Annotated in this window: 18 protein-coding genes; 15 read left to right on the forward strand and 3 right to left on the reverse strand. The window is 51.3% G+C overall.

Features of this window, described 5'->3' with window-relative positions; all coding sequences use genetic code 11:
- The first annotated feature begins 25 nt into the window (after positions 1 to 25).
- Positions 26 to 1,609 (forward strand): UDP-glucose--hexose-1-phosphate uridylyltransferase, encoded by a 1,584-nt coding sequence (locus AC0YNX_RS26185; RefSeq protein WP_475818651.1) that lies wholly within the window; start codon positions 26 to 28, stop codon positions 1,607 to 1,609.
- Positions 1,610 to 1,817: 208 nt separating this feature from the next.
- Entirely contained in the window at positions 1,818 to 2,276 is a 459-nt protein-coding gene (locus AC0YNX_RS26190; RefSeq protein ID WP_475818652.1) for a hypothetical protein, read from the forward strand.
- Between the two features lie 73 nt (positions 2,277 to 2,349).
- On the opposite strand, the gene AC0YNX_RS26195 is transcribed toward AC0YNX_RS26190, so the two are convergent.
- Positions 2,350 to 2,577 (reverse strand): DUF1128 domain-containing protein, encoded by a 228-nt coding sequence (locus AC0YNX_RS26195; protein ID WP_475818653.1) that lies wholly within the window; start codon positions 2,575 to 2,577, stop codon positions 2,350 to 2,352.
- A gap of 174 nt (positions 2,578 to 2,751) precedes the next feature.
- Between AC0YNX_RS26195 and yyaC the strand changes: the two genes are divergently transcribed.
- The 10 genes from yyaC to AC0YNX_RS26245 all read left to right on the forward strand — a co-directional run bounded on the left by yyaC (position 2,752) and on the right by AC0YNX_RS26245 (position 13,445).
- Entirely contained in the window at positions 2,752 to 3,309 is a 558-nt protein-coding gene (gene yyaC / locus AC0YNX_RS26200) for a spore protease YyaC (RefSeq protein WP_475818654.1), read from the forward strand.
- A 61-nt stretch (positions 3,310 to 3,370) separates the two neighbouring features.
- Complete coding sequence (locus tag AC0YNX_RS26205) at positions 3,371 to 4,165, forward strand: alpha/beta fold hydrolase (protein ID WP_475818655.1); 795 nt, start codon at positions 3,371 to 3,373, stop codon at positions 4,163 to 4,165.
- Between the two features lie 24 nt (positions 4,166 to 4,189).
- Positions 4,190 to 4,846, forward strand: a complete 657-nt coding sequence (locus AC0YNX_RS26210; RefSeq protein WP_475818656.1) for a DUF6483 family protein — start codon at positions 4,190 to 4,192, stop codon at positions 4,844 to 4,846.
- Between the two features lie 17 nt (positions 4,847 to 4,863).
- Positions 4,864 to 6,057, forward strand: coding sequence for a class I SAM-dependent methyltransferase (locus AC0YNX_RS26215; RefSeq protein ID WP_475818657.1), 1,194 nt, complete (start codon positions 4,864 to 4,866; stop codon positions 6,055 to 6,057).
- Between the two features lie 91 nt (positions 6,058 to 6,148).
- Positions 6,149 to 7,840: a histidine kinase N-terminal 7TM domain-containing diguanylate cyclase gene (locus tag AC0YNX_RS26220; RefSeq protein ID WP_475818658.1), complete on the forward strand. Its 1,692-nt coding sequence runs from the start codon at positions 6,149 to 6,151 to the stop codon at positions 7,838 to 7,840.
- Positions 7,841 to 7,859: 19 nt separating this feature from the next.
- Positions 7,860 to 8,546, forward strand: coding sequence for a GGDEF domain-containing protein (locus AC0YNX_RS26225; RefSeq protein WP_475818659.1), 687 nt, complete (start codon positions 7,860 to 7,862; stop codon positions 8,544 to 8,546).
- Positions 8,547 to 8,578: 32 nt separating this feature from the next.
- Entirely contained in the window at positions 8,579 to 9,661 is a 1,083-nt protein-coding gene (locus AC0YNX_RS26230) for an HD-GYP domain-containing protein (RefSeq protein WP_475818660.1), read from the forward strand.
- A 64-nt stretch (positions 9,662 to 9,725) separates the two neighbouring features.
- Positions 9,726 to 10,451, forward strand: coding sequence for a PilZ domain-containing protein (locus tag AC0YNX_RS26235; protein WP_475818661.1), 726 nt, complete (start codon positions 9,726 to 9,728; stop codon positions 10,449 to 10,451).
- Between the two features lie 112 nt (positions 10,452 to 10,563).
- Positions 10,564 to 12,840 carry an O-antigen ligase family protein gene (locus AC0YNX_RS26240; protein WP_475818662.1) on the forward strand — a complete coding sequence of 759 codons (2,277 nt, stop codon included), beginning with the start codon at positions 10,564 to 10,566 and terminating at the stop codon, positions 12,838 to 12,840.
- Positions 12,841 to 13,067: 227 nt separating this feature from the next.
- Entirely contained in the window at positions 13,068 to 13,445 is a 378-nt protein-coding gene (locus tag AC0YNX_RS26245) for a hypothetical protein (RefSeq protein ID WP_475818663.1), read from the forward strand.
- 89 nt (positions 13,446 to 13,534) lie between these two features.
- Here the strand turns inward: AC0YNX_RS26245 and AC0YNX_RS26250 are convergent, their stop codons facing one another.
- Together AC0YNX_RS26250 and AC0YNX_RS26255 are read right to left on the reverse strand one after the other, a co-directional pair.
- Positions 13,535 to 13,846, reverse strand: coding sequence for a dehydrogenase (locus AC0YNX_RS26250; protein WP_475818780.1), 312 nt, complete (start codon positions 13,844 to 13,846; stop codon positions 13,535 to 13,537).
- Positions 13,847 to 14,261: 415 nt separating this feature from the next.
- Positions 14,262 to 14,708, reverse strand: a complete 447-nt coding sequence (locus AC0YNX_RS26255) for a cupredoxin domain-containing protein (protein WP_475818664.1) — start codon at positions 14,706 to 14,708, stop codon at positions 14,262 to 14,264.
- A 137-nt stretch (positions 14,709 to 14,845) separates the two neighbouring features.
- On the opposite strand from AC0YNX_RS26255, the gene uptA reads away from it, so the two are divergent.
- The 3 genes from uptA to AC0YNX_RS26270 all read left to right on the forward strand — a co-directional run bounded on the left by uptA (position 14,846) and on the right by AC0YNX_RS26270 (position 16,751).
- On the forward strand, positions 14,846 to 15,463 hold the full coding sequence (gene uptA, locus AC0YNX_RS26260; protein ID WP_475818665.1) for an undecaprenyl phosphate transporter UptA: 618 nt from the start codon (positions 14,846 to 14,848) through the stop codon (positions 15,461 to 15,463).
- Positions 15,464 to 15,547: 84 nt separating this feature from the next.
- Positions 15,548 to 16,114: a thioredoxin family protein gene (locus tag AC0YNX_RS26265; protein ID WP_475818666.1), complete on the forward strand. Its 567-nt coding sequence runs from the start codon at positions 15,548 to 15,550 to the stop codon at positions 16,112 to 16,114.
- Between the two features lies 1 nt (position 16,115).
- Complete coding sequence (locus tag AC0YNX_RS26270) at positions 16,116 to 16,751, forward strand: MBL fold metallo-hydrolase (protein ID WP_475818667.1); 636 nt, start codon at positions 16,116 to 16,118, stop codon at positions 16,749 to 16,751.
- Positions 16,752 to 16,806: the final 55 nt, after the last annotated feature.

A 16,806-nucleotide genomic window follows, 5' to 3' on the forward strand; every position in this document is an offset into this window, starting at 1 on the left:
AGCTGCAAGGAAAGGAGCACTTCAGATGACCGAACACCAATCAGTCCCAAGCACGGAGGACGTGCTTATTCTAATCGAACGGCTCGTTCAATTTGCGGCGCAGCGCGGCATGCTTGCTTCACTGCTTGATGAGTATGGCGCTCGCAATGCGCTGCTTGATCTTTTCCGTTTAACCGAGGCTTATGGCGGACAGGTACCGGAAGAACGGCTTGAGAATGCCGGATCTTTGCTTGAGCCGCTGCTTGATTACGGCGCTTCGATTGGACTTATTCCAGACAACACATTGACCTTCCGCGATTTGCTGGATGCCCGCATTATGGGGCTGCTGATGCCTCGCCCATCGGAAGCGGCTGCGCAGTTCAAGCGCACCGCGCAGCAAGAGGGCATTAAGAAAGCGACGGATGATCTCTACCGCCTCAGCATTGATTCCAACTACATCCGAATGGACCGGATAGCGAAGAATCAGTATTGGGAGCATCCTACCGACTACGGAAAGCTCGAAATTACGATCAATCTCTCCAAGCCGGAGAAGGATCCGAAGGAGATCGCGCTGCTGAAGACGATGGTGCAGAGCCATTATCCGAAATGTCTGCTTTGCCCGGACAATGTCGGCTATGCCGGCCGCGCGGATCATCCTGCACGCCAGAACCTGCGCGTCGTGCCGCTTGAGCTGCAAGGCGACGCTTGGTACTTCCAGTATTCGCCTTACGTGTATTATAACGAGCACAGCATTGTGTTCCACAGCAAGCATGTGCCGATGCGGATTACACGGGATACGTTCGCGCGGCTGCTGGACTTCGTCGATGAATTCCCGCACTATTTTATCGGTTCGAATGCGGATTTGCCGATTGTCGGCGGTTCGATTCTGAACCACGATCATTTCCAAGCGGGGCGTCACGTGTTCCCGATGGAGATCGCGCCAATCGAGCAAACCTTCGTCGATCCTTCTGTATCCGGTTTAACGTATAGCACAGTCGCATGGCCGATGTCCGTTATTCGGCTTAATGGATCTGACAAGGCGGCTGTACTTCGTGCGGCAGGCCATATTCTCGATGCTTGGCGCGAATACAGTGATGCGGAAGTGAATATTCATGCGTTTACCGAGAAGGACGGCGAGCGGATTTCGCATAATACGATTACGCCGATTGCTCGTCTTCGTGACAATGGGCAGTATGAGCTCGACTTGGTTCTGCGCAATAACCGCACGAGCGAGGAATATCCAGATGGTATTTTCCACCCGCATGCCCATTTGCACCATATCAAGAAAGAGAACATCGGCCTCATTGAGGTGATGGGTCTTGCAGTGCTGCCAGGAAGGCTCAAGTCCGAGCTGGAACAGATCGCTTCGCTGTTGACAGGAGATACTGCTTATGACAGCACTGCGGTACGGGAAAGTGCGCTTGGCAAGCATGCGGATTGGATTGATTCTTTAATAGCGGAGCATGGCACATCGCTGAAGCAGGAGCAAGCCGAAGCATTGCTGGCGGACGAAGTCGGCGGCAAATTCCTTGAGGTGCTTGGGGATGCAGGTGTCTATAAGCGCACAGCTGAGGGACAGGAAGCATTCGCAAGATTCATGCTCTCTATCGGGCTAGCAAGAACAACCTGAATTCAAGGTTGTGAGAAGAGCTTTTCCCCTGGAACATGCTAATTTGCATGTGCGGGAGGAAGAGCTTTTTTTATATGCAATTTTTCTATATTTCACAAATAAATCACAAATTTTCATGCAAATTTTGAATAAATAAAAAGGAACTTTAGAAGTTACGTCGAAAATAGTTATGTAAAGTAAAATAAAAGATAACTGGGGGGACATTCAAATGCCTATTCCTATTATTCCAATCGATGCCTTCTTGGCGCTGTCGAGTGACGAGCAAGTCGAGAAATTGAAGCAGTGGAAGATGGACTACACGCTGAAAGATATTCGAGATGCTTGGGGCTTCAAGCACTCTGCTCAGTATTACATGCTGCTTAAGAAGCTTCGGATCTATGAGCGTGTTGTAAATAAATCGGATAAATTCTCACCTGAGCAGCTGATGTCGGCAAGATTAGCCGCAGATGCGTATACGGCCGGCTATGCGGTGCATGAACGCGCTATTCCTGCGGATCAATTCGGCTATGAGCTGAATGTGACGTTGAGTGGACCAGAGCTTGCAGATAAATTGGAGCGTCTCGCTCATTTCTTAAAAGGTGAACATAAAGCGGTTACGATCAAGATGTCGATCTCTGCATCACGTGCGGTACCGGCGTCGTCTTCTGAATCGGATATCGAGGGTTAATCCCTTCGGTAGGGATAATAAATAAAACCGGGCGCAGCGGCGCCCGGTTTTATTTATGTAAGATATAGGATCATTACTTGTCTCTCAGCTGTCCAAGCTCGGAGACGATTGCTTCCACTTCGCTGATGCTGAATTTATCTTTGCTTGCGACGATGTCGTATACGTCCTTCAGATCCTCGTATCTGGTCAGGCTGAAGTTGGATGCTTGCATTGCAGCTCCGGAAGCCATGCGCAGCTTGTTCTTGATCGTTTCGATCATGAATTCGACGTTCTCTTGAGTCGGTTCCGCCAAGTTTCTCATTCTGGTATTCCTCCTAACGCGTTCTTGTATAGCTTGAACGTATTGTATCATGGCGGCCGCTTCGTTGCTATGGCATATCATGCAAAGCGATGGTTATATCAATAGCCAATTTGATGGGGCTGGATGATTTCGGTACAATGAGGAATGAGAGAACGGAAGAGGAGAACCATAAAGATGGGCAATCGGGCCAAAATGCGAAAAGATCGGCATTCAGACTCGGTCAGCCGGGAACGGGTAACCATTGCTGGTGTAGCGTCATTGCTTCGCGAAGCAGCGTCTCGGCACCCGGATCGTTCAAGCATCGTATTCGTATGCATTGGGACGGATCGCTCCACTGGCGATTCATTCGGCCCTTGGGTCGGCACGATGCTGACGGAAGCGGGATTCCCGCATGTCATCGGCACGCTGGCTCAGCCATGCGACGCTGATCGATACGAAGAGCTGACTGCCGCGATTCCGAAGGGGCTTACGATTGTTGCGATTGATGCGAGCTTAGGTAAGAAGGATGATACGCCTAGCTATATGATTGCACAAGGACCGCTCTTTCCCGCCCATGCGGTTGGGAAACGGCTGCCGCCAATCGGCGATTACAGTATCGCAGGCATTGTCGCGCCGAGCAGCGTGAAGCCTTATTGGGCGATTCAGCACGCGTCATTATTTGAAGTGATGGGGATGGCGCGAGCCGTCGCCGATGCAATTGTACAAGCTTGGCAGAAACATATTGAACGATAAATCCGTTAAGAGGATGTGTCTACTTGTGTCAGCGAACCAGCTTTCTTTAGCGAATCGACAAATGCAATTACCCAGTGGTCAGCAGTTAGCCTACTATGATACCGGTGCAGGGGATCAAGCAAAGCCGGCCATCGTGCTGCTGCACGGCTTCTGTGGCAGCTCTGCGTACTGGGAGCAAATCGTACCGGTGCTTGAGCAGCACGGACGAGTCATTGTACCGGATCTTCGCGGCCACGGACGCAGTTCTGCGCCGGATGAGTCGCCATATGCGATGGAGCAGTTTGCAGAAGATTTGGTCATGCTGCTAAAGGAGCTAAAGATCGAACGCATCTGCTTGTTCGGTCATTCGCTTGGCGGTTATATTTCGCTCGCCTTTGCTCAGCAGTATGCAGAGATGCTAGCGTCGTTTAGTCTTGTGCATTCAACGGCGAAACCTGACAGCGAGGAAGCGAAGGGCAATCGGGATAAAGCGGCTCAAGCGCTCCTTGGAAGCGGCATTCGTCCCTTCGTGGAGGGGCTTGTACCGAAGCTGTTTGCTCCGGCGCACCGAGAATCCATGAAGCAGGCTTTGACGCATATGACGGAGGTCGGCTACGAAACTTTCGCTTCCGCAGCCGCAGCAACTGCGCTTGGGATGAAAGCTCGGCCGGATCGCACAGCGGTGCTTGAACAGCTGGACGTTCCGATTCTGCTCGTGGCAGGCTCCGAGGATGCAGTCATCGCGCCGGCGAATACGTTCACGGTCGATGGACCGCTAGTGACGCAGGTGCTGCTCGAAGGGTCCGGCCACATGAGCATGGTGGAGTCTCCTGCAGAGCTCGCTGAAGCTTTGATTGCTTTTATAAACAAGATTTAGCTCCATGGAGAGGAGAGTGCCCTGTTGTTTCAAAGAGATTATTTCATGCGTATGATCGAGCAAATGAGCGAAGCCGTCGGACAAGTGATGGGACTGCGCCAGCAGCGCAAGCATGAGGAAGCGCTTCTCTTCATTGATGAGCAGCTGGATCGTAAATTCAGGATGAATAGCAAAGTGATTCGCCAGCTGTCGGATGCTGATCTGGTGCGGATTATGACGGTGCACGGCGTTGTGGAAACGGCTAATTTGCATGCCATTGCGCTGCTCATCAAGGAAGAAGCTGACATTCTGATTGAGCTCGGAAGGAAGGATCAAGCCTATCTGCTGCAGATGAAGTCGTTCCATCTCTTCATGCGCCTCGCGCTGCTGGATGCGCCGGCTATGCTGCGGACGCCTTCCGAGGAAGCAGCGGATATGGCTTTGAAGCTCGATGCTTATGAGCTGCCGGATGCGACAAAGCTTCTGATGTACGAGTGGCATGATGGCGACGGTCGTTATGATGAAGCAGAGAATGTGCTTTATGAGCTGCTTGAAGACGGCGTCCTCATTCCAGAAGATGCGCTTGAATTCTATCGCAGGCTGCTGCTGCTGCCCGATGAGTCGTTAATTGCAGGTGGTTTGCCGCGCGAAGAAGTCTTAGAAGGCTTGGAGAAAGTAGAAAGACAGACAGAGGTACACTAGGAGCTGAACGAAGAAAGATGGATCGTAAGGAACAATGGCAGCTCGATGTCGAAGAGTGGGTGCAGGCACGTCAGCTGCGCCAGGCAACCTTCAGCCAGCTGCGGCGCAAGGACGGCGATGTGCCGGCCAAAACCGTTATTCGGCCGATTGAGCTAAGAGGCGAGTTATACTATCAGTTTCAATATTATATTGGCAATAAAGTGACCCACGAGAATGTAGCGCAAGCGGATGCAGCGGAGCGAATGCTTGCATGGCTTGAGCAGCATTACCGTCAAGCGCTGATTAAGACAAGCACAGCGGATGTGCAGCTGCTATTCTCCAAGAAGGGTAAGGCATCTGTGTTGACGAAGCCTTCAACGGCGAAGGTTGAGCCAGAATCATTGGCACATAACCGCCAGAAGCAGCGCGTCGTTCAAGAGGGAGAAGCGGCGCCGTTTCTCGTCGAGCTTGGCATTATGACGAAAGACGGCAAGGTTGCGGCGAAGAAGCAGGATAAATTCCGTCAAATCAATCGTTTCCTTGAGATGGTATCTGACGTTCTGCCTTATCTGCCCGAGGACCGCGAGATTACGATTGTTGATTTTGGCTGCGGCAAGTCCTACTTGACGTTCGCGCTCTATCATCTGCTTGCAGTGAAGCAGCAGCGGCGCATCTCCGTCGTCGGACTTGATCTGAAAGCGGATGTGATTGCTTTCTGCCAGGAGCTTGCGAATAAGCTCGGCTACGATCGGCTTCGCTTCCAGGTAGGGGATATCGCACAGTATAAAGAGCAGTCGGAAGTCGATATGGTTGTGACGCTTCATGCTTGCGATACGGCAACGGACGCAGCGCTTGTGAAAGCAGTGGAGTGGGGAGCATCCGTCATTCTATCCGTCCCTTGCTGCCAGCATGAACTATTCCGTCAAATCGAGAATGAGGCCATGGCGCCGCTGCTGTCTCACGGCTTGCTCAAGGAGCGTTTCTCCGCGCTGGCAACGGATGCGATCCGTTCGCAGCTGCTTGAAGTGCTCGGCTACCGCACGCAGCTGCTTGAATTTATTGATCCGGAGCATACGCCGAAGAACATGCTGATTCGCGCAGTACGGGCTGAGGGCAGCGGCGGGGGCGCGGACAAAGCTCGCAAGTGGCAGGAATATGTCACATTTCGGGATATGCTGAACGTTTCTCCTTATTTGGAGCGTGCGCTTGGTTCACGTTTGCCGGCGCAATGAAGTTATTGTCGAACAAATAATGGGTATGTTAGAATGAAGCTGAATCTATGCAATTTGTCCCGAGCCTTTCTACATAGAAAACATTTATTTGATGATTTGGGTGAAGAATATGGGACTGATGACCTTGCTTGATATTAGTTTATTTTTATTTTTGCTGGTTACCTTCATCTATGTATTCACATTCAACGTCATAACGACGCAGCATAAAGTATATTTGTTCTTCCACTTCTTCATGATGTTTTGGCCGATTGGTCAAGTCGGTGTCCACACAACAGATAATCCCAACCTCCAGATTGTTTACATTAACATTTCCTTTGTCTGTTTATCGATGCTTGGCTTCGGGTGGCTCCTGTTTACTAAGTTCTTAGTGAACCCCGCCTATCGGCCAAGCCGTAAATTTTTAATTTGCATGGTTTCGCCTTCGCTGCTCATGTCGGCGTTTGTCGTATGGAATCCGGCAGGTTTATTTATGCATGCGGTTAATGGAAGCTACATTGAACGGATTTATGGTCCTATCTTTTGGGGGCTCGCAGCGATGCTAATCTTCTATTATGGGATTTCCATTCGCATGTTACTGCAAACTTACAGGCTGCGCAAAGCGCAGCAGGAAGACAGAGTGAGCATCGTCAATGCGCTTATTGGCATTGTCATTCTCGTCTCCTTGGCGCTCTTGGATTTGTTTGTGAATGTTGTGCTTGACCCGTGGTTGCCTGTAGTGCCGGGGCTCACTTCGCTTGGCATTGTCTTGTCCAATCTGTATTTCGTATTCGCCCTGCAGAGGAACCGTACGCTCGACCTGGTTAAGATCGCGCATCAGGACGTTGTCGACACGCTCTCTGTCGGTATTATCGTGCTGGACGAGCATGATCAAGTCATCGAGATGAACCGGATTATAAGTCCGTACATTCGGACCCATATCGGCGAGAAGCTGAATATGGCGAAATTGCTCAAGGGTTACTCGCAGGATACAGAGGGTGAAGAGACGTTCCTGGAGGCGTATCAGCATCAGCCTATGAGTCGGATCCAGACGGAGATTGTGATCGAGCAGAATCGTATGCCGGCAAAATATTTCTCCCTGCATGTCGCTCCGATTATGGTGAGCGGCCGCCGCATCGGCAAGGTCATTACGTTCCAGGATATTACGGAGCTGAAGTCGCTGATCATGAAGTCGCAGGAGCATAACTCCTCGCTGCAAGAGCGGAACCGAGCGCTGATTTATATGCAGGATGAGCTGTTCCAGGCGAACCGCAAGCTGGAGCAGATGGCGATCACGGATAGCTTGACCGGCTGTTACAACCGCAGATATTTAATGCAGCAGCTTGAACACGAAGTATTGACGAATATGAGATATAAGATTCCGTTTGCGCTTATCCTCTTCGATATTGATTTATTCAAGCAAGTGAATGATACCTACGGACATGTCGTTGGCGATGAAGCGATTCGGCGCACAGCGGAAGCGGTTCGCTCGTCTTTGCGACGGACAGATATATTGGCGCGTTACGGCGGCGAAGAGTTTACGCTCTATTTGCCGCATACGACAAGGGAGCAAGCGGAGATGCTTGCGCAGCGCGTCCGCGAAGCTGTAGAGAATAATCAAATCCCGATTGGGCGAGGTCGTCTTCCGATTTCGGTTACGGTCAGTATGGGGATGGTAGCCGTACAAGAGCCATTCCATCAGCAGCATGATGACATCAAGGATTACTTAAAAGAATTGTTCTCGAAAGTAGATTCGGCGCTGTATCGCGCGAAGGATGACGGACGTAACCGGGTCGTCAATCTGTAACGATGAAGGGGGCAAGCGAATGTCGCATCATGGGCGGAATTCAGCATTGGCAGTTGCACTGGGTTTAACAGCCGCTGCCGGCGGCTTGAGTGTATTGGCAAATCATGCACATATGCTGCTCCCCGTCGTAATAGGCTTGTCTTCGTTTGCGACGGCTGTCTTTTCTTTAGGTTGGCTGCTTGGAACGAAGTATGACCGCTTGAAGCACGAGGCGTCAATGGATCGTGTAACCGCTCTATATAATCGCAGTTTTATTGAGGATAGCTTCAAATCGCTGCAGCAGCAGGCCGAGCGCAAACGGAAGAGAATGACCGTAATGCTGCTCGATGTCAATGATTTCAAGGATGTCAACGATCGCTTAGGGCATATGCAAGGCGATATGGCGCTCGCTGCCATAGCAGCTACTCTGAAGCAGTGCGGAGACCGAGGGGAGATTGTTGGCCGGTGGGGCGGCGATGAATTTATTATCATTTGCCCTTATGCCGATGAGAAACTTGTGGAAAGACTAATGAATCAAATCCATGAACAGCTTCAAAGCATATCGCTAAAGACTGGTCTTAGGCTGTCGGTTTCGGCAGGTCATGCTTCGTATCCGGAGCACGGTTCAGATCTGGGACAGCTCACGCAAAGCGCCGACAAACGAATGTACGCTGACAAGTATTTGCGCAAGAAGCAAGTAACCGAACCGGCAGCGTTGCAAGCATAATATGCAGTAAGCGATAAAAGGCGGGAACAACGATGAGAAAGGTTCACATTAACTCCGTAAAACCGGGGGAAAAGCTTGCCCGCCCTATTCACCAAGAGAACGGGAACATTTTGCTAGGAGCCGGAGTTGAGCTAAGCCAGCGATTCATTGATCGTCTGGAAGGTCTCGGTATCGATATGCTCTTTATCGATGATCCGCTCACGGAAGGATTAGAGCCAACATCGGCTATACAGGATGATACAAGGAAGAAAGCGTCTGACAGCATTTTCAAAACCATGACATCGCTCATGGATCAGCCTCTTATCAAAGGCAGGACGATTGCTCCGGACCTTGGACGTAATTTCCGCAAAGTGTTCGGCGACATTATGCAGGACTTGGTTCATCGTGAAGACGTTATGGTTAGCTTGACGAATATTCACGTTGCCGACAGTTATTTGTTCCAGCATTCACTGAATGTTACGATATTGGCTGGCATCATGGGGCTTGCCAAAGGCTACAATCGCAATCAGCTGGAAGAACTCGGAATGGGTGCATTGATGTTTGATATCGGAATGACACAAGTGCCCAAGGCGATTATAACGAAGGCGGCAGCTCTAACAGGCCAAGAACGTATTCTTATGGAAAAGCATACCGAAGACGGTTTCAATACGATCCGTGCTCATCATGATATTTCACTTCTCTCTGCGCACTGCGCACTGCAACATCATGAAAGGTACGATGGCTCCGGTTATCCGCGCAAGCTGAAGGGCGATGGCATTCATGAATATGCCCAGATTGTCGCGATTGCTGATGTGTACGACGCGCTTACTTCACCAAGGCCGCATCGGAAGCGCCATACGCCATCAGAGGCGATTGAGTTTCTGTTTGCAGCAGGCAATACGTACTTCAACATTGATTTGATCAAATTGTTCTGCAGACATATCTCGATCTATCCGACTGCAACAACCGTACTTCTCAGCACTGGACAAACTGCAGTTGTCGTCAGCAATGATCCGCTTGCCGTGTCTCGTCCGATTGTGAGAGTCATTCGAGAAGCGGACGGCAAGACGCCTGCGGAGGCTTACGATATTGATTTGAAGAATGAGCAGAATCTGATGATTACGAGAGAGCTATAACGGGATAACACTCGCAGGTCCATATTGGGAGCGTTCTTTCATCTGAAGGGGGAAAACAACTACTATGGCACGCATATACGAAAGTTCAAAAGACAATTACGGCACGAGCAAGACGAACTTCTCCACCAAAGCGCTTCTGCACAGCCGGACTGTTGTTGAGAAAGAGGGGTATGTTTCAACAGGTGTACTCGCTCATGCAGAAGGCGACATGATGGAAATCGAAATGACCGAATTCAAAAACTTTGAGCTTGGCGATCCTGTAAGCATGACCATCTATTCTCCAGTTGGCATTCATCGGCTGCAGTCGACGGTAATAGCCAAGGCTGAAGGGTCGTTGGCCGTTATTTTCCCTGTTCGTGCGCTCGAAGGGCTGGATGAGAAACGGGAATCTGTTCGTATCGCCGTTATGGCGAAGGGAAAGATTACGAGGACGCTGTCCAGAACGATAGAGACGGATGAAGGCGAGACTACCGTTGAAATTGACGATCAGTTAGACATCTCCATTCGAAATATTAGCGATACCGGTATAGGCTTTGTCTTTACTGCCGGAGGCTCGGATATTCAGAAAGGTGAATCGCTAACTTTATCGCTGTCCGTCGGTTTCAACTTTGAATGTGGACTGGACATTATTCGGATTGAGGATCAAGGCGACGGGAAGTTCTACGGTGCCCGCTTCCATGATTTGGACGAGCTGAAGCAGCGCGCGCTTCGTGCTTATTTGCTTCGTGCGCAGGTTGAGGCTTATTTTAAGTTGAAGCAAGATAAGGCTTCGAAGAGCAAGAGCAGGTAGTTGCTTGACCTAGCTTCAAAATTATATAGACTGTACATCAAGACGCAGGTCGGATGCTTGAGCACCCGGTAGGTGTCTTTTTTTTTGTATGAAGGCGATGTGCTACAATTGGATGAAAAAGGAAGCTGTATCGGTAGCGCAGCAAGGAGGGAACAAGAATACGATGCGAAGTGTTGGATTACAAATTCTCATGTCATTGCTTGCGTTCTTGGTCCTCTCGGGCTGCGCTTACAATGCGGGCATGTTTTTTGATACCGATTTCTTTCGCTGGGAATGGCTTATCATTGCTGGAAGCACGCTCGCGGTCGCCGCGCATAGGTTATGGATGATTAAGGGAGACAAGAATCTGACGCCCGTTTATGGGCTTTATGGGCTGCTGGCCATCGCACTCTTGTACGTCCTCGCGTTGCTACATCATCCCGCTTCTGTTCAGAGCAGTCTGGAACAGGCGATTCGCTGGTCAGCTTATGCAGCTCTCTTGTTTGCTGCGATGACATGGTTCAGAGCCAAACAGCAAAGAAGATATCTTGTCACGGTACTGCATGGCTCCGGATTGTATGTCATTGGAGGCGCACTCGCGGGCTGGATGGGGCTTATTGCGTTTCCGAATATCGTGCTGACAACGACCGATACTAGACTCTCTGCAGTCGGCGGCCGCCTTGCAGGCTTCATGCAATATCCGAACTTTCTGGGTGCAGTTGCTGGGGCTTATTTGCTATGGTTTCTCATTCAAGCAGTGAGGTCCCGTGCAGGATTGGCGCTTACTACGGCTTCGGCAGGTATCGTTCCATCCGCACTTGTGCTGTTGCTTACGGAGTCGCGCGGGGCATGGCTTGTGACGGTAATCGGCTGGTTGATAGGGCTTTGGTTGGTTGGGGGGAAGAGGACGGATCGTAAAGGGATCGGTGCGAGTGCAAAAGCGAGAGAGGGAGAGACGGGAAGAGAGGGAGAAGCGGGAATAACGGGAATAAGTAACCGGGACTTCTGGCTGCTGTATAGTGGTTGGATGTTGGTTTGCGTAGTGTTTGCTTATCGGTTGATTGTTGGTATTGGTGTTCGCGGTGAGCATGCAAGTGCTACGCTCGAGGAGCTGACATGGCTGGCTGCGATTGGCGTGGTAGCAGTCGCTGGTTTCGTTGCTTTGTACTGGTTGCTTCAACATGTGAAGGCTAAGCGCCGCAGCGTCGTTGCATGGAGTGGATTGCTAGCGGGACTAGCCTCCTTCGTGCTGCTCCTCCCCTCATTTGCTCACGGCAGGTTGAGCGGGGGATACGAGACGGCAGGAGCGCGCAGATTGTTTTATCAGGATGCCTGGACGCTATTTCGCCAAGCACCGTTCTTCGGCAGGGGCGGAGAGAGCTGGCGCATGCTTTTCACACAGGTGCAATCGCAGCCCTATGTCGGTAATGAGGTGCACAGCGGTTACCTGGAGCTCGCCCTTGACCTTGGTATTGTGGGACTGCTTGTCTGTACGGCAGTGGGGGTCATGCTTCTGCGCCAGGTCTGGCGTTCGGATCGAATCGGGCTTGTTCCGATTGGTGTGCTGCTGCTACATGCTGCAATCGACTTCGACATGTCGTTCGGTTATTATTGGCTGCTGCTTATTTGTATTGTGGTTTGTTTTATGGGGGAGCAGGAAAAGGTAGCGAGCGTAGAGTTGGTGGAGCGGGAGCTGGGAGAGGTAGCGAGCGTGGTGGTGGAGCGGGAGCGGGAAAAGGTAGCGAGTGTGAGGTCGTGGAGGCGGCTAGGTTTGCCAGCCGCTGCGGTGTGGCTTGCCGCCGCCGCTGTACTCGGCGTGCGGTTCGATCGCGCCGTGCAGTACCGTGAGGCCGCTTCTGCCGCCTCCGGTACTGCGCAAGCAGCCGCGCTTCGCGCGGCGTTCGATGCGAATCCGTATTGGACGCGGATTCGCATCGAACTGGCAGAGCTGTCACCGCCGCCGGAACGGGCGGTGCTGCTCGCGGCCGGGCTGCGGTATGAGCCGCAGTCCGTGCCGCTGCTTTGGGCGCTCGGCCAATTATCGGCCGAGCAAAGCAATGTGCAAGGCGCAGCGTATTATATGCGCCTTGCACTTCGCTACGACCGCTTCAGTCTGGATCGCCAGACTGAAGCGGTCGTGACCATGTCGCAGCTCGCCGCTGGGATGCGAGCTGCAGGGCGCCTCGAGGATGCGAGGCTGGCCGCGGATTCGGCCGTTGCCTTCTATTCGGCGTACGAGGCGCTAGAACGCCATGCTCTCGGCGTGAACAGCCGCAAATTTGCGGTCACTGCCGCCTCATTAGAAGCAGCGGAGCAGAGCCGCCAGCTGCTGCTCCAGATCGGTCCTCCAGCAGGTAAAGCTCCGCTCGAGGAAACCATTGCAACGGCTACAGGTGGATTCTCGTCGTAGCTCGTCTAACTAAAAGAACGTCCGGTTGCCAGCTTTGGCAATGAGACGTTCTTTTTATTTTCAATGTGAACAACATGCACCTATCATTTTCTCGGCTATGACTAAACCAAACTTCTCTTTCTACCACTCTCCCACCAAAAAATAGGCCAATCACCCCTAAGGTTTGTCCACTCTATCAAAGGGGCGCATGCATATGCTGATAGCAAACCCCGAAAGGAGTGATGTTAATGACTACAAAACGCGTTAAACCACTACAGTATGCTCCCAATAGTACGGGTAGAGTTATCCGTAAGGCGGTTCAAAAAAGCTGCTGCGGGAATAGCCCAAGCGGCTCCAGCTCCGGCCCAACTTTTAATCGACTTACTATTCTTTGGGTAAACAGAGATGGAGTTCCGTTCGACACAACAGGCTTCTTCGCACGTTTGTTCCGGAACGGCCAGTTGTTCGCAACAGCTTCCTTCGACAGCTTCGGTGTTGCACGTTTCAACAACATCGGAACGCCGACCAATGTCTCTTATACCGTCCGTACTTTTAATGCGAACGGAGTCTTGTTCCGTACGCGCACGATCCCACGTGGTGTCCAAGCTTATGCCATCATTGGCTAACAGACAGCATATCCCTCATTCATGACAACAGCAGCACGGCTCTTTGGGAGGGCTGTGCTGCTGTTCCTTGTTTCTTGCTTTACCTGCGCTCATCCGCCAAAAGCATCGCGGAACGCTGCGCACAGCTTCGCCCGATCAACTTCCCATAAAGCGGCGATCTCTCCGCTCACATTCTCATCCCACCAGTCAGACAGCAGCTTTCGGTTGCTGGCGTTCTCATGAATAAAGTGAAGATTGAATGTCACTTTCTCTAAATATAGCTTCTCGGCTTGCTCGACCTTCTCTTTCGGAATATAGACGCCGAGTCTCTTGATGGTGCGATAAAGCTCATTTTGGCAGGCGCGTCTTACTTTGCGGGCGCTCGGATAAGCCGAATCATGCTTCGGGGCAGCGGATTTCATCATCACCGACTCCTCTCTTACCCCTATATATGCGTCCCGAATCGGACTGGTCACAAGTCCCGCATACTAGTCAGCAAAGAGAAGTACATCGCATCTTACATAAGAAATAACAGCCGATTCCCATCAAAGAGGAGTACCACGTACCCCACATCCGCGAAAATCCATTGTCACCCACCATGTGAGGTGAAAGATAGGAAATCAATTGGACATTCCAGATTCTGAGAGAACATATGAGTTCTCTCAAGTATCTGTCCAGGTTAGTTTTCGTTCTCTTCAGTTACCTTTTCAGCTGAGAGCTCATCCTTTATAATCACTCGCACCTCTCGCACGCCCACACGCGAAACCTGTCCCATTCTCGCCCGTATAAATCGTATGGTTCCGAGGTTTTCCCTGGCTTCTCGCACACCGCCTCATGTTACTGCACCACAATGTACCCAATCATCGGTCCGCCGTTGGCAAGCGACGTATGCGTGAGGCAGAGGATAGGGTATGTCCCTTTTTGCGCCGCGGTGAAGTGTACCGTCGTCGTCTGGCCTTTGTTGATCTCGCCCTTTACTCCCAGCTCATGGATGACAAAAGGATGCGATTTTCCGTTTACCCCCGTAATTCGCAGCTCTACACGTTCGCCCTTGTTCACGACGATGGTGCCGGGATCGAAGCGATATACCTCAAGCTCTTTGCCGTCATCTGTCTTCGTCTTGAACTCGCCCGTTACGAGCTCGATCACGCGCATGTCTTGCTGGGCAGCAAGCGTAGCCCGTGCTTGGTTCCACCGCAGCCCGAAAGCGGCTGTGAGCATGACCATCACCACAAGGAAAAACAGCCACAGCTGTTTTCTGCTAATGACAAAAATATTTGACATAACCGCCCACCTGCTTTCACAGAATATGATAGCTAGTCTATGCGTAGGTTTAGGCAGCGATGACTTTGCTTTAAAGCGGGTTTGCAAGTGTGCTAGAATACCCTATGGAGCCATACAAATTATAGGTAGGATTGGAGATGGATTACCTGAGCTTATTTCATGAAATCGTAGACAAGCTGCTGCACTGGATTGAGGGACTCGGCTATTTCGGCATTTTAATCGGGCTCATGATGGAAGTTATTCCGAGCGAAATCGTGCTTGGCTACGCAGGTTACTTAGTGTTCGAGGGTAAAATCACATTTCTGGGAGCATTCATTTTCGGTGTAATAGGCGCAGTGGCGCAGCAATGGATTTTGTATGGCATTGGCCGCTACGCTGGCCGTCCTTTCTTCGAGAAATACGGGAAGTTTATCAAAATCAAACCCAAGCATCTCGACATCGCCGAGCAGTGGTTCCTCCGTTATGGAGCAGGCATTGTATTTACAGCGCGCTTCGTGCCGGTTATGCGTCAGGTTATTTCAATTCCGGCGGGGATGGCAAGAATGTCGTTCGGGCTGTTCACGCTGCTTACGACGCTCGCATCAATACCTTGGGTACTGCTCTTTGTCTACTTGGGCAAGACAGCAGGCGAGAACTGGGAGCATATCGATGAGAAAGCAGCGCCTTACGTGCAGCCAGCGATTCTGATTGCAATTGCCGTTCTGGTTATCTACGTGCTCTACAAAGTAATGAAGCGCAAGGGCAAAACAATTTAATGGGGCATTTGTACTGAGAGTGAACCGTTTGATACAATTGGATATTATAAGCAATCTATCTAATTAGAGAAGAGGCGAATAACGATGGCGAAGAATGTAGCGAACAAGCTGAATAAAGGCATTAGCCCGCAGCAATTCGTAGATACCATGCAGAAGAACAAAGAAGCTTTCCAAGATTGGGGCAATCGTTTCGAGTGGGCCCAAGAAGACGACCGCGAGTTTTTCGAGTCGATTGCGAATCGCGACGATCTGCGCTGCCTTATCCTGATGGCAGAATGGTGCGGCGATGTTGTCCGCAATATTCCGGTTGTGTTCAAGGCGTTTGAGCTGACACAGATGCCGGTTGACGTTCTTATTATGGAAGATCATCTCGATACGATGGACGAGTTTCTGACAATGGGCGGCCGCTCGGTTCCGGTTGTCATTATCGCGGATACTGGTGGTCACGTACTTGGCACATGGGGTCCGCGTCCGGCGCATGTACAGGAAGTGATGATTGCGTTCAAGCAAGCGAATCCAGATCGTGAAGCGGCGGATTACCAAGAGAACATTGGCATTGCCCGTCAAGAAATGGGCCGCCGATATGGTGAAGGTACGGCGTATCAGCAAGTAATCCTGGGCGAGCTGCGCCAGCTGTTGGCTTCTGTCTAACATGTTTAAGATTGATACATTCACGCTCGGCCCTTTGCAAACCAACTGCTACCTTCTCACCGAGGAAACGGGCAAGCGTGCTTTTATCGTCGATCCTGGGATGGGACCGAAACGTCTCATCGAGCGGATCAAAGAGCGCGGCCTGACGATTGAGGCGATCGTGCTGACGCATGCGCATTTTGACCATATGGCTGGTGTTGACGATGTTCGGCGCACCTTCGGCTGTCCCGTCTATCTGCATGATGCGGAAGCGGACTGGCTGACGGACGCGCGCAAGAACGGCTCGGCTCGCTGGGAGGATGTTACGCCGCCGCTTACGACTGAGCCGGCTGAATATGCGCTCTCCGAAGGGCAGCAATTAGAGCTGATCGGCCATACATTCCGCGTCATGCATACGCCGGGTCATTCGCCAGGCAGCGTGAGCTTACTCTGCGGCGAGCATCTGCTTAGCGGAGATGTCCTGTTCCGTCAATCGGTTGGACGCACGGACCTGCCGGGAGGCAAGGAACGCGATTTGTACGATTCCATTCGCACGAAGCTCTACAAGCTTGATCCTGCTGTTCGTGTCTATCCTGGACATGGGCCGCAGACGACAATTGGTTATGAAATGGCAAACAATCCTTTTGTGCCGGCTTAATTTAGCCGGCTTTATCTATTCCATGAGCTGATGGAGGAATCATACGCGTGGCTGA

The organism is Paenibacillus sp. J31R98 (assembly GCF_056269245.1).